The organism is Pseudooceanicola marinus (genome assembly GCF_020177265.1).
Classification (GTDB): domain Bacteria; phylum Pseudomonadota; class Alphaproteobacteria; order Rhodobacterales; family Rhodobacteraceae; genus Pseudooceanicola; species Pseudooceanicola marinus_A.
Map to the genome: position 1 here is coordinate 451826 of NZ_JAIVMC010000001.1, position 13437 is coordinate 465262.

Sequence of the window (13437 nt, forward strand, 5' to 3'; positions counted from 1 at the left end):
GAGCCTTTTGTTCGCTCAACGCGATCTGCCATCGGGGCCGCACAAAGGCAGCCCCGGGCAGAGGTGGATGGGGTCAGCGTGCGGGCTCTCGGGCCAGCAGGGTTTTGTAAACCCTTTCCGCAAGCTCTGACACCGCATCCCGCAACGGGCCAGACGGTAGGCGCCGCTCAATATCCGAGGTGAAGACGAGTTGACCGCGCATCGCCTGAACAGATCGCCGCCGCACCTTGATCCTGCACACCAGATCCTCCAGCGGTTCGGTCTTGGGGAAGGTTGGCTGCTGTTCCAGCCCGGCACAGACCATCGCCAGCCGGGTGCGGACGCACTTCTCGCAGCGCCCGCAGTTTCCACCCGTGGAGGTGTCATGGTAGCAAACCGAAAGGTCGGTCATCAGTGCCGAGTCGTGGGCTGCGATCACCCCGACCTTCTGGACGCGCGTGACACGTTCCCCCAGGGGCCGGATCGGCAGCGCCTCGGAGGAGAGGGCGGCGACCATCTCCGAGTTGTTTCCCCAAGGGTGCCGGGCCAGCTGCTGCGTCAGGCTGTTGTCCATGGCGACGGCGCCTTCCGCCACGCGGTCCTGCAGCGCGTTCAGGCACATGGCCAGGTTCACCGTATGGAGCATGTTCCAGTTCATCTTCAGCTGCCGGATATTGGTCTCGACCACCAGCAGCTCCAGCCCCAGCCGGTCCGCGATGCGGGCCACCCGGTCTTTCAGGTCGATGAAGCCAGGTTCTGCCGCCCCTGCGTAATCCGCTCCAGCCACCAGCAGACCGTGGGTGTATCCATGGCCGGTCACTGCTTCGATCGCCGCCTGGGTGCTGTCGACGCCCCCGCTTAGGCACAGGATCTTGTCACGTCGGCCCGGAGCCGGGGGCGGCGTCTGTCCGACCTCGTAGCGCAGCCGCAACGGGGCGTTGCCCGGCATCATCCACAGGTATGTCGCGTATTCCAGGCGTTCGATCACACCCGCCGCAGCCGGGGATATCGGCTGCTCCAGCGTGAATTCGATATTGTGCGACATCGACAAGATCGCCAGCCCCAGCACCGCGGCATCGGGCATCGTGTCCCCTGGCACGAAGGGATCCGCCCTGCGGATGAAGAAGCTCCGGTTGCCGAAACCTACGGTAAGCTCGGCCCCTCTGACTTCGGCGCTGGCGCTCAGGGTTTCCCGTGGGGTTGCCGTCCTAGCGTGATCGCGTAGGCGTTTGTTGTAAAGACGTTTCAGGCCAAGCGGCATGGTGGGCATTCTGGGTCGTTCCTTTGTCTGCAGCGCTGGCTCGGCCAGGCGGGGCGCGCCCCTAGGTGCGTCACACGAGCCTATCCGGCAAGTCCCTTTTTCGGCGCTCGTGCCTCGCCAGCGGCGTGCGTCAGCTGTGTCAGAGCAGGCCTTGGCGCAGTGGTGTCGAAGCTGGGAGAGCTTCCGGGCGACGCAGTCTGTCATGCAGTAGGCCGGGCGTTCCTCGCCGGGTTCTCTGATAACGGCGCAGGCCTCGCGGTGTGACCGTGACTTAGGTCGAAGACCGCTCCTGCCGGTGCGCGCCTCGGCGCAGCCCCATGTTGCTCCGCCTAACCTTCGGTCGCGTTGTCCGGTGGCGCTGTCGGTCGGCCGGGGCGTGGTGCCTCCTGCGGCAAGGTCAGACGGCGCGACGGACCTCGTGCGCCCTGGTGGTCGGCCAGCAGGCGCCGGATGACCTGGGCGCGGATCGGTTTGGCCACCACGTCGTCGAGACCCGCGGCGCGCAGGCGCTCGGTCACCTCCTCTCCGACATGGGCGGTCAGCGCGACGATGCGGGTCGACCGGTTCGGTCCGGGGGCGGCACGGATCGCAGCGGCGGCCTCGAACCCGTCCATAACCGGCATCGAGACATCCATCAGGATGATGTCGAAAGCCGCCTCTGCTGCCGCCGCCACGCCTTCGCGCCCATTCGCGGCCTCGGTCACGCGGTGCCCGTCGCGTTCCAGAAGCCGCCGGGCGACGAAGCGGTTGGTGGCATTGTCCTCCACCAGCAGGATCTGCTGCGGTGGCGCCTGGCGCGGCGCGGGCTCGGTATCGGAGGTGGTTGGCCCGGCGGGGGGAGTGGCCGCCGGAAGCGGCAGGGACAGAGTGAAGACGCTGCCCTTGCCGGGGGCCGAGGCCACCTCGATGTCACCGCCCATGGCGCGGGCAAGTTGGCGCGCGATCCCCAGGCCCAGGCCGGTGCCCTGGATTTGATGACGGATCGCCCCATCGAGCCGGACGAAGTCGTCGAAGACCCTCGCGGCTTCTTCCATCGTCATGCCGATGCCGGTGTCGCGCACCAGGATCTCCACCTGGTCCGCCTGTCGGCGCGGCTCGACGCTGATAGAGCCGAAGCGGGTGAACTTCACCGCGTTGGAGACCAGGTTCAGCAGGACCTGGCGCAGGCGTGTCGCATCGCCCGAGACCCAGCCGGAAGGCCCTGCGCCGATGCGGACCAGCCGGTTGTCCTGCGCGCGCGCCCGCGGCATCTCGCTGGCCAGAATGTCGTCGATCAAAGCGTCCAGGTCGAAAGGCGCGCGCCGGATCGCCACGTCGCCGCCTTCGATCTGGGTGATGTCCAGCACGTCGTTGACCAGTTGCAATAGGGTCTGGGCGGAGCCGCGCACGACCTCCAGGAACCGACGCCCCTCTGCCGGATCGTCGTTTTCGGCCATCAGGTCGATCGCCCCCAGGATGCCGTTCAGCGGCGTGCGCATCTCATGGCTGATGACCCCGAGGAACCTGGCCTTGGCCCGTTCGGCCGCCAGGGCCTTGTCGCGGGAGGCTTTCAGCTCTGCCTCTGCCGCGACCTGGTGTGAAATGTCACGGATCACGCAGACCAGGATCGGAGCGCCCTGGCTGTCGGAACTGTCCATCGAAAGTTCGACCGGAATGCGTTGCCCGTCGCAGCGTCGGGCGATCAACCGATAGCCGGTGCGCGGGCCAACGGCGCAGGCGTCGAAGAGGGCACGACCGGAGATCGCCGTGCTGCCGTCTGTACCATCGCGTCGCAACAGCCGGCCGACCGGCTGACCGATCACCCGTTCGGTGGAGATCGCGAACATCTCTGCCGCGGCCCGGTTGGTGTCGATGATCCGCCCGCGGGAGTCGAGCATCAGGATGGCATCCCGCGAGGTCGAAAAGATGGTTTCGAGGCGCGCCGAGGCCACGCGCTTCTGCTCCAATCTCTTCTGCGAGACACGCGCGAGGGAACGGAAGAGCACCACCATCGCCGTCAGCGCAGCCAACAGGACAAGGCTGGCCGCCGCCAGCCCCTTCAGGACCGAGAGAACGTCCAACCGTGCTGTATCCGATTGCGCCACCAGCCGCAGGTTCGCCATGGAGAGCATGCGGCGCAGGTCCGGGCGCATGTCCTCCAGCCGGGCATCAAGGACCGCAAGCGCCTCGGTCAGCGCCGGGTCGTTGCCGTCGATCAGCGGCGCAAGCGCGTAGACTTCGGTGCGGATGCGGTCGAAAGTGCCCCCCAGGGCCGGGTGGCGCAGGGCACGGTTGTAGAGAGGCGCCGTCCCCAGGGTTTCAAACCGGGCGTAGAGGATGTCATAGCGTCGCCGCAATTCGCGCAGCGCCGATGGCAAGGACTGGATCTGGCCCGCAGAGCCCGAGACGTCCCCCTCCGTCTCCCGCGCTATCGGTGTCCCCGGATCGCGTGTCAGTTCTGCCAGACGGGCCCGGGAGGTAGCGTCCTGCAACTTCAGGTACTCGACCTCAAGCTGCGCCAGGCTCCATTGCATGTTGTCGGCGGGCGAGGAGGCAAGCTCATCCAGTTTCTGGCGCACCTCGGTCAGCAGATAGACGATGACGACGAGGCAAAGCGCGGTGATCGCCGCCAGGACCGCCAACCGGATCACCCCGGCATCCAGGCTAGCCCGCGGCGCCTCTGCTGCGGTGCCGGACTGGGTCTCTTTCGGTGCGCTCCTGGGGGCCATTGCCACCTCCGACAGAGCCGCCGTCCGCACCGGCCTGCGGCGCGTCACGGGCCTATTTCACGATGATCCGGTCAAGCTGCCAGATCGAGTTGGAATAGATCACCTCGGACCGGAAGTCGGACGATGAATCATAGGGATAGACGAGCCACAGCGGCCCCTTGCTGCGCAGGGTCATCGGCGTGCCGTTGCGTTCATAGGCCAGGATCGCCCCGTCAGGTCGGAAGCTGTCCACGGGGATCTCGATGGCGTAGTCATTGGCCGCGATCAGCTGAAGCACGCCTCCCTCAATGCCGTGACGCGCCAGGAAATCGGTCATCCGGATCCCGCGGAACGCCTGCACACCTTCGGTCCAGATCGTCGTGGTCTCGAAACCGGTCGTCGGCATCTCCTGCAGGGTCGCCAGATCGTAGGTGATGACCTCGTCGCCCAGGGTCAGGCGCAGCAGGGGCGCGTCCTCGGCTTTGGCGTCGTTCGGGGGCAAGGCCGAGAGCAAAACCGACAGGCCCAGCAACAGCGTGGCGAGGACGGGGCGCAGGGCGCGACGCAGGCGTGGCAGCGGGCACAGGGCGGGCGACAGGGGCATCAGCGATCTCCTCGTAGGAATGATGGACCGGCATGAACCGGCGCAGGGCGGAACGGGACGACGGCATGGGCCTGACGCCCGCTGAGCGCCGTTAAGGGAATGGCTAACCCCAATACCTTAATGTTCCCTGTAGTGCCGGCCGGATTGTCGGCGGCCACTGGCAAGGGATCGGCCCGTGACGAAGGAAAACGCAGCAGGCGCGGGGCAGGGCGGTACACCGCTGCGTCTGCTGTTCATCGATGACCACGCCCTGCTGCGAGACACCCTGGCTGCCTGGCTGGCCGCACGCGGCCTGGATGTGACCTGCGCCGACAGTCTGGCGAGGGCGACAGGCTTGTCCTGCAGACCGGATCTCGTGATGATTGATCTGCGGCTGCGGGATCTGACCTTGCCAGAGGGTATCTTCAGGCTGCGATCGGCCTTCGGGCCGGTTCCCGTCCTGCTGACCGCAGGTGCGCATGACGCCGAGACGGCCAAAAGGGCGCGCGACGCCGGTGTGACGGCGATCCTTGGCAAGGCGCTGCCGCCCGCGGCGGTGCTGGACGAGATCCTGCGCCATGCCCCTGGCCGCCCGGCCGGTGACGTCGCGCTGAGCCCACGCGAGAGGGAGGTTCTGGCCGGTCTCGCGCGCGGGCAATCGAACAAGGAGATTGCCCGCGCGCTGGACCTGAGGGAGGTCACGGTGAAGCTTCACATGCAGCGGCTGAGCCGCAAGCTGGGCGCCCGCAACCGCACCCATGCCGCGCTTCTGGCGCGTGACCGCGGACTGGTCTAACCCGCGAACCCGCCGCCACATGGCGCCTCACTTCCTGCAATTGTCACTACTTCGCCGCGGACGGCCAGCCGCTGGCGGACCCGGATTAAAGCAATTTTCACGGCTGGGCGCCAAACCTGCCCCCGGCGAACCGTTCCCCGGGGGCGGTTGCCGTGGGTTCGAGCGACAAGCCGCACGGGCCGCGACCAAGACAACCAGGGGAATGACATGGGTCTTTCGAGTATACGCATCGCCTTTCGCCTGCCGGCGGCCTTCTTTCTGATCGTCGCGCTGTCTCTGGCGGTGCTGGTGGTCTTCTCCTACTCCTCTGCCAAGCGAACGTTGATCGCCTCGGGCGAGGAGGAAATCCGGCAGATCGCGCGTACCCGCGCCGATGAGCTGGAAAACTGGGCCGCGGAATTGCAGACCGACCTGGCGCTGCAGGCGAACAATCCCCTGGTCTACAATGCCCTGCGAAGTTTCCATGCCGCCTGGCAAACCCTCGGGCCGTCCGCCAGTGAAGACATGCAGGCGCTTTATGCCACGGGGCAGGGCGCAGAGCTGATCGATGCCGGTGACGGATCGGTCTATTCGCGCATCCACAGCCGTTTTCACGAGCATTTTCGATCCGTTGCGCGGCGCGGAGGCTATGCGGACGTCCTTCTGCTAAACCCGGCGGGCACCGTGATCTACTCGGTCAACAAGGGGGCAGACTTCGGGGTCGACGGGACCGACTTTGCCGGCGACCCGATGTTCGCCCAGGCTCTCGACCTGCTGGCCGAACATGATAGTGGCACGACGGCCTTTGTCGACTTCACGCCGCATGACCTGTCCGGCGAAGCCTCGGCCTTTGTCATGGCGCCGGTGGCCCATGGCAGCAACGTGACGCTCGGGGCGATCGTCTTGCGTCTCAACGCTGCGACCATCACCACCAGTCTCGGCGCGGCCGGCGGATTGGGCGAAAGCGGCCAGGCCTTCATCATCGGCAGCGACGGAGCTGCCCGCACGTCCGCGCCAGGCTGGACCGACGCTGCGCTGGATCCCACGAGCCATCTGGCCCGTGCCCTGGAGGGAGAAACGGTTCTGGTCGAGGAGTCGCTGCCGCAGATGGACCGGCCGGGCATGATCACGGCCGCCGCCCCGGCCGAGGTCATAGGCGCCTCCTGGCTGTCCCTGGTCAGCAAGGCCGAGGCTGAAATGCTCCTGCCGGTATCGGACTTCCTCTCGAACACTTTGCTTTACGGCGGGATCATCCTGGTCTTCGCCGCCGTTGTCGGCACCCTTCTCGCGCTGAGCGTGACACGCCCCCTGCGGGACCTGACCCATAGCATCTCGGCTGTCAGCCAGGAGGACTACGATACGCCGGTGCCCCATGTCTCACGACGCGACGAATTGGGCACCATATCGCGCTCGCTCGAAGAGCTGCGGGAGACCTTGTCGAAATCCCACGCGATCCAGGTGGAATCCGCCTTCAAGAGCGCGGCATTGGCCTCCACCTCGGCGGCGCTGATGATCACGGACGAGGATTTCAACATCACCTACATGAACCAGGCGGTGCGCGACATGATGCACGCCCAGGTGAGCGAATTCCGAAAGATCCTGGCCACCTTCGATCCGGACAACCTGATCGGGGTGAACATGGACATCTTCCATGCCCATCCCGGGCAGATCCGCGCGCTGATCACCCAGCCGGACAAGCTGCCGTTCCGCACTGACATCCGCGTGGGAGATGCGCGCATCCAGATCGAGCTGAACGCCGTTTTCGCACCCGATCAGAGCTTTGCCGGGCTGGTCGTCGAATGGGTCGATGTCACCGAGGAACGTCGGCGCACGTCCGTCCTGAACGCCATCGACAGCGGGCAGATCTTTGCCGAATGCGATGGCGCGGGCCGGTTCCAGCGCCTGAACGACAACTTCCTGACGCTCGCTGGCTGTACGGCCGCGGAGCTTCAGGGGCGCGATATGGCAGATAGGATCCGACTGGACGGCGCCGAGGCTGACACCCCGCTTCTGGCACGGCTCCAACAGGCCGAAGCGGTCCAGGGTCGCTTCCTCATCGCCCGTCCGGGCCGCGACGATGCTCTCGTCGAAGGCGGGCTCTATCCCATCATCGACAGGCGCGGAGAGGCCACGGGGATGACCCTGATCGGGTCGGATGTGACCGCGGCGCAACAGCAGCTGCGCGAAGCGGAGGCGCGTCAGCAAGCCATGCAGGCCGCCCAGGAGAAGGTCGTGGATGCGCTGCGCATCGGCATGCGGGACATCTCCAACGGGGATTTGACCGGCCGGTTGAACGATGCCTTCGCGCCCGAGTACGAACAGCTGCGCACCGACTTCAACGACGCCCTGGAAAACCTGACCCGCGCCATGCGCAACATCGCCCAGCAAACCAGTGAGATGCACAGCGAGACCGCGGAAATCGTGAAAGCGGCCGACGACATGTCGCAGCGCACCGAGCGACAGGCCATGACCCTGCAGGACACCGCGGCCAGCCTGGACGAACTGACGACCAACATCGCCCAGACCGCGGATGGCGCGGCCCGTGCCAACCAGGTGGTAACCGAGGCGCGCGCCCGTGCCGAGCAGAGCGGGTCGGTCGTGGATGAGGCGGAGACGGCAATGGCCGAAATTTCCAGTTCCTCGAAGGAAATTATGAAGGTCATCTCGGTGATCGACGACATCTCGTTCCAGACCAACCTTCTGGCCCTCAACGCCGGGGTCGAGGCCGCGCGGGCAGGGGAGGCTGGTCGGGGGTTCGCGGTCGTTGCCACCGAGGTTCGCGCCCTGGCACAGCGATGCGCCAATGCCGCGGCGGAGATCAACCAGCTGATAACGGTTTCCGGTCAACATGTCTCCCGAGGGGTCGAACTGGTCGGCGTGACCGGTGAGACCTTGAAGAAGATCGTCAGCTCGATCTCGGAGATATCCGACTACATTGCCGAGATCGCCCAGGCTGGAAAGGAACAGAGCATCGGCTTGAACCAGGTCAATTCCGCGGTGAACCAGATTGATCATGTGACCCAGCAGAATGCCGCCATGTTCGAGGAGACGACCTCGGCCAGTCATCAGCTGGCGCAGCGGGCAACGAACCTTACGGAGACCATCGGGCATTTCCGCGTGGCCGGTGCTGCGGGGAAGGAGCACGACACACGACGTGGCACGACCGTCCGTCCGGCAAGTCGAGGCGGCACCACAGCCGCAGCGGCTAGGCAGGGCAATCTCGCCGTTGCCCCGCGCCCCGCACCGAGCGCCAGCGATTGGGAGGACTTCTAGGCGCAAGACTCACGGCTTCCGACAGAACCACCGCGCCCTGATCACCACGCTGCATCAGGCCACCAACACAGCTTGAAAACGGATCCGAAATGCCGACGTCGCCGTCCTCTCAATCCCACTCTGGTGCTGGCTCCCCGATCACACGGGTTCTGATCGTTGATGATCAGCCTTCGGTTCAAACCCTGATCCGTCACGCGCTGAGCCGGGATCCCATGATCGAGGTCGTGGGAGTGGCGAGCGACGCCTACATGGCGCGAGAGATGATCAAGAAACTGAACCCGGATGTACTGACCCTTGATGTCGAAATGCCCCGGATGACCGGGTTGGAATTTCTCGAAAGGCTGATGCGCCTGCGGCCAATGCCGGTGGTCATGTTCTCCTCCGTCACGCAGCAGGGCAGCGAGAATGCGGTGAGGGCCTTGGCGCTCGGCGCGGTCGATGTCCTGCCCAAACCGATTGCGGGCATGACCCAGGACGCGCTGGAGAAGCTCGTCTCCCGCGTCCGCACCGCTAGCCGTGTCCGACGCGATGCTAGCCCGACCCCTTTTCAAGAGGATGAGCCGCCGCCGGAGACGGCCCAGTTCGGACGTTGGAACGGAAAGGTCGTGTTGATCGGCGCCTCGACCGGAGGTGTGGCCGCGGTCGAGGCCGTGCTGCGCAGGATGCCGAAAACCTGCCCGCCAATCGTCATTTCGCAGCATATGCCAGAGAGCTTTTTGGTCAGCTTTGCCCGCCGGCTCGATGACCTGTTGCCGCAGCATGTGCAGTTGGCGCGCGACGGGACAGAGGTCGAAGCGGGCCAGATCTACCTGGCGCCCGGCGGCGCGGAACATACGGGGATCCGACGCGCGGGACGAAAAATTCAGATTGCTTCGATCGCCGCGCCGAAACGCAACGGTCACATCCCGTCGGTTGACGAGCTGTTCATGTCCGGGGTGGAAACTGCGGAAACCGTCGTGGCGGTCATCCTGACGGGAATCGGCAAGGATGGCGCTGAGGGCATGGCACAACTGAAGAGCAATGGAGCCGTATGCATTGGCCAGGATGAAGACACCAGCGTGGTCTATGGCATGCCGCGTTCGGCTGCGGAACTGGGCATCCTCGACGCGCAGCTACCGTTGCCTCAGATCGCCCAGGCCATCTGTACGGCCTGTGACGCCGCACGCCGAAACTGAGGGAGCCTGAGGTGAGAGAAGCCAGGGGCAGGGGCCCACATATCAACATAACGCAGGGCGAGTTTGCCGTTTCGGATACCGCCGGAGGCATGATCACCACCATCCTTGGGTCCTGCGTTGCCACCTGCATCTGGGATCCGGTGCGTGGCTGCGGCGGCATGAACCACATCCTTGTGGCGCGATCTCATACCGCCCTCGGCGTCAACGATTTTGCCGGGGTCAACGCGATGGAGCTGTTGATCAACGGACTGGTGCGGCTCGGCGCGGTCCGGTCGAGGCTGCAGGCCAAGGTGTTCGGCGGCGCCAACATGATCAACGGGCTCTCAGACATCGGCCACACCAATGGGGCATTCGTGGTCGAGTTCCTGGAACGTGAGGGCATTCCGCTTCTGGGCAAGAGCCTGGGGGGAACATCGGCCCGACAGATCCGCTTCATGGTGGCCGAGGGTCGCGTGATGCAACGCACTGTCGCCGCGGCACCGGACGTGGTCCAGCCGGCGCCGAAACCCGAGCCGGTCGAGCGCAACGGAGTGGAACTGTTTTGAGCGCTTGCTCAGGCGTCAACTTGGCGCCGGCCAACACTTGGTTACGACGAACACGGCCGGATCTGATCGCTCTTCTGGCGCAAGATCGGCCACTGGACGGCATGTGCCAACTGATTTCGCTGACGACAGGTCTGAGGGAAAGCCGGCCCATGACACTCGAGTGGTAGGTGGTCGGGATCCTGTCGAAGATCACGCAGATGGCGACGTGACGTCTGAGAACAGCACTCGCCGCGGCCGAAGAAGAGCGCGTCCGAGCGTCGCTCGTCTGGTGATGAATGGACCTGTCGGCAGCGGGTCCACACAAAAGAGGTGCTGGATAAGCCCTGGACGCGGTGGGGCGATTAGGGCGCGTTTGACGAAGTCGGCTCACGCTTTCATAAAACATGACCGCCCAAGACTCTGATATGACAACGGTTTGGCTCCATCAGCTCACGGACACGCGATTAGCAATATATTTACATAATACTGATTATAGCATTTATAGAGGCGACAAATCTGAACCCAAGATGTAAGCCTGCCCACTAGTAAAACGACTCCCCTCGAGAGCAATGCTGCTGATCGCCGCCAGCTCACCGGCCTTCATCTAAGATCGCGTGGCGGTCAGCGGCAAACGAAACTACCGCACCAACACCGCTCTTACGCAGCCATCGGCAAAGTGCGGTCACGTCGGATCACGCACCGACAACCCGGATCACACTGTGTCGCACACCTGTGTGACCAAGGGCGCGTCGCGAAATGCGCCGTCCAGCCGCCCCACAAACAGCGCTAGAGCGGATGCCCGCGCCCTGTCCCCGCTATCCCCAGCCGACCCAAACGCGAACCGCGCCACGAGGTCCGTGGCGCGGTTCTGTTGTCGACCGCAAGCCGTCGGCCAGTTCAGCCAAGCGCGTAGCCGGCCCCGCGGACGGTGCGCAGCGGGTCGTCGCCACCATGAGCACAGAGCGCCTTGCGCAGCCGGCCGATATGGACGTCCACCGTGCGGGTGTCGACATAGATGTCACGCCCCCAGACCCGATCCAGAAGCTGTTCGCGCGACCAGACACGGCCCGGCTTTTCCATGAAGGTCGAGAGCAACCGGAACTCCGTCGGGCCCAGCTTCAGCTCCTTGCCCGTCCGGGTCACCCGGTGGGTTTCCGCATCCAGCACGATGTCTTCGTATTCCAGCCGTTCACCCATCGACGCCGGGCGCGTCCGGCGCAGCTGCGCGCGCACCCGGGCCATCAGCTCGATCACCGAATAGGGTTTCACCACGTAGTCGTCGGCGCCGGTTTCCAGCCCGCGAACCCGGTCCACTTCCTCGGACCGCGCCGAGAGCATGATGATCGGCACGCCCCGCGTTTCGCTGCGCATCTTCAGCTGGCGGCACACTTCGATCCCCGACAGGTTCGGCAGCATCCAGTCGAGCACGATGATGTCGGGGGCCACCTCATCCACCAGGAGGATGGCTTCCTCGCCATTCTCGGCCCGGCTCACCCGGAAACCCTCGGCCTCCAGGTTGTAGGCCAGAACCTCCCGCTGGGCCGGCTCGTCTTCGACAACCAGGACCGTCGGTTGCTGATCTGCGGCCATGTCACGCATCTCCGCTGCGGGGCACATCGGGCGCCACCGAGGGGTCGGTCGAGGTTTTGTCGCCCTTCACCCGCATCTCGTCCGGGGTCTCACCGGTCACCAGGTAGACCACCTGCTCGGCAATCGAGGTCACGTGATCGCCCATCCGCTCGGTGTTCTTGGCGATGAAATGCAGGTGCATGCAGGCGGTGATGTTGCGCGGGTCTTCCATCATGAAGGTCAGGAATTCGCGGAACAGAGCGTTGTACATCTGGTCGACATCACGGTCGCGGGCGATGACATCCTTGGCCAGGGTCGCATCTCGCTGAATGTAGGCGTCCAGCGAGTCGCGCAGCATGCCCTCCACCTCGCGCGCCATGCGGCGCAGCGCGGTGTGGGCACCGGAAATCGGCTGCATCTGCACCAGGACCGAGGTGCGCTTCGCCATGTTCTTGGCATAGTCACCGATGCGTTCCAGGTTGCCGGCGATCTTCATGATCGACAGGACGATCCGCAAATCGCCCGCCGTCGGCGCCCGCAGCGCAATGATCCGCGCGCATTCTTCCTGAATCAGCGCCTCCAGGTCATCGATGGCCAGGTCGTCGCGGCGCACCTTTTCGGCCAGTTCCTCGTCGCGCGCCTCCAGCGCCTCGGAGGCCTCCAGGATCGCCTGTTCGACCAGGCCTCCCATTTTCATGATCCGCGCCTGCACCGCTTCGAGATCGCGGTCGAATACGCTTGCAATATGCTGTTCTTCCATCATTTTCTGGGCTCCTCACCCTTGCTCCGGATCAACCGATCCGGCCCGTGATGTAGCTTTCGGTGCGGCTGTCGACCGGGTTCGTGAAGATCTGGCTGGTCTCGCCGTATTCCACCAGGTTGCCTAGGTGGAAGAACGCCGTCTTCTGGCTGACGCGGGCGGCCTGCTGCATCGAGTGGGTCACGATGACGACGCTGTAGCTGTCGCGCAGCTCGTCGATCAGCTCCTCGACCTGGCCGGTGGCGATCGGGTCGAGCGCCGAGCAGGGCTCGTCCATCAGCAGGACCTCGGGTTCGGTGGCCACGGCGCGGGCGATGCACAGACGCTGTTGCTGACCGCCGGACAGACCGGTACCGGGCGCGTGCAGGCGGTCCTTGACCTCATCCCAGATGGCGCCGCGGCGCAGGGACTTCTCGACGATCTCGTCCAGGTCCGCCTTGTTCTTGGCCAGGCCGTGGATGCGCGGCCCGTAGGCCACGTTGTCGTAGATCGACTTCGGGAAGGGGTTCGGTTTCTGGAACACCATGCCGACCTTGGCACGCAGCTGCACCGGATCGACGCGCTTGTCGTAGATGTCTTCGCTGTCCAGCAGGATGTCCCCTTCGACGCGGCAGATGTCGATGGTGTCGTTCATCCGGTTCAGGCAGCGCAGGAAGGTGGATTTGCCACAGCCCGAGGGGCCGATGAAGGCGGTCACGGTCTTGTCCTGGATCTCGACGTTCACGTCCTTGATGGCGTGGGTGTCGCCGTAGAAGACCTGGACGTTCCGGGCCGCGATCTTGATGTCTTTGTTGGTCACTTTGCTCTCCAGGGCGGGCTCGTCGTACATGGATCTGTCCCCTATCCTATCT

10 protein-coding genes are annotated in these 13437 nt (G+C 65.0%); 4 read left to right on the forward strand and 6 right to left on the reverse strand.

Annotated features, from left to right (window positions below; genetic code table 11):
• Nucleotides 1-73: 73 nt before the first annotated feature.
• The 3 genes from LC066_RS02135 to LC066_RS02145 form a co-directional block, all read right to left on the reverse strand.
• On the reverse strand, nt 74-1249 hold the full coding sequence (locus LC066_RS02135; RefSeq protein ID WP_224896340.1) for a hypothetical protein: 1176 nt from the start codon (nt 1247-1249) through the stop codon (nt 74-76).
• A 320-nt stretch (nt 1250-1569) separates the two neighbouring features.
• Nucleotides 1570-3948: an ATP-binding protein gene (locus LC066_RS02140; RefSeq protein ID WP_224896341.1), complete on the reverse strand. Its 2379-nt coding sequence runs from the start codon at nt 3946-3948 to the stop codon at nt 1570-1572.
• A gap of 52 nt (nt 3949-4000) precedes the next feature.
• Nucleotides 4001-4531: a molybdopterin-dependent oxidoreductase gene (locus LC066_RS02145; protein WP_224896342.1), complete on the reverse strand. Its 531-nt coding sequence runs from the start codon at nt 4529-4531 to the stop codon at nt 4001-4003.
• A 175-nt stretch (nt 4532-4706) separates the two neighbouring features.
• Here LC066_RS02145 and LC066_RS02150 point away from each other — a divergent pair, with 175 nt between their 5' ends.
• The 4 genes from LC066_RS02150 (at nt 4707) to LC066_RS02165 (ending at nt 10278) form a co-directional block, all read left to right on the forward strand.
• On the forward strand, nt 4707-5306 hold the full coding sequence (locus LC066_RS02150; RefSeq protein ID WP_224896343.1) for a response regulator transcription factor: 600 nt from the start codon (nt 4707-4709) through the stop codon (nt 5304-5306).
• A 207-nt stretch (nt 5307-5513) separates the two neighbouring features.
• Entirely contained in the window at nt 5514-8558 is a 3045-nt protein-coding gene (locus LC066_RS02155) for a methyl-accepting chemotaxis protein (protein ID WP_224896344.1), read from the forward strand.
• An 89-nt stretch (nt 8559-8647) separates the two neighbouring features.
• The gene (locus tag LC066_RS02160; RefSeq protein WP_224896345.1) at nt 8648-9733 is read left to right on the forward strand and encodes a protein-glutamate methylesterase/protein-glutamine glutaminase; all 1086 of its coding nucleotides are present in this window, start codon (nt 8648-8650) and stop codon (nt 9731-9733) included.
• A gap of 89 nt (nt 9734-9822) precedes the next feature.
• Complete coding sequence (locus tag LC066_RS02165; protein ID WP_222474447.1) at nt 9823-10278, forward strand: chemotaxis protein CheD; 456 nt, start codon at nt 9823-9825, stop codon at nt 10276-10278.
• An 876-nt stretch (nt 10279-11154) separates the two neighbouring features.
• On the opposite strand, the gene phoB is transcribed toward LC066_RS02165, so the two are convergent.
• From phoB to pstB, 3 genes are read right to left on the reverse strand one after another with little or no spacing between them, the layout of a single operon-like run.
• Nucleotides 11155-11847: a phosphate regulon transcriptional regulator PhoB gene (gene phoB, locus LC066_RS02170; RefSeq protein ID WP_085886770.1), complete on the reverse strand. Its 693-nt coding sequence runs from the start codon at nt 11845-11847 to the stop codon at nt 11155-11157.
• Between the two features lies 1 nt (nt 11848).
• Nucleotides 11849-12586, reverse strand: a complete 738-nt coding sequence (phoU, locus tag LC066_RS02175; protein WP_085887260.1) for a phosphate signaling complex protein PhoU — start codon at nt 12584-12586, stop codon at nt 11849-11851.
• Between the two features lie 31 nt (nt 12587-12617).
• Complete coding sequence (gene pstB, locus LC066_RS02180; RefSeq protein ID WP_222474456.1) at nt 12618-13415, reverse strand: phosphate ABC transporter ATP-binding protein PstB; 798 nt, start codon at nt 13413-13415, stop codon at nt 12618-12620.
• Between the last annotated feature and the right edge of the window lie 22 nt (nt 13416-13437).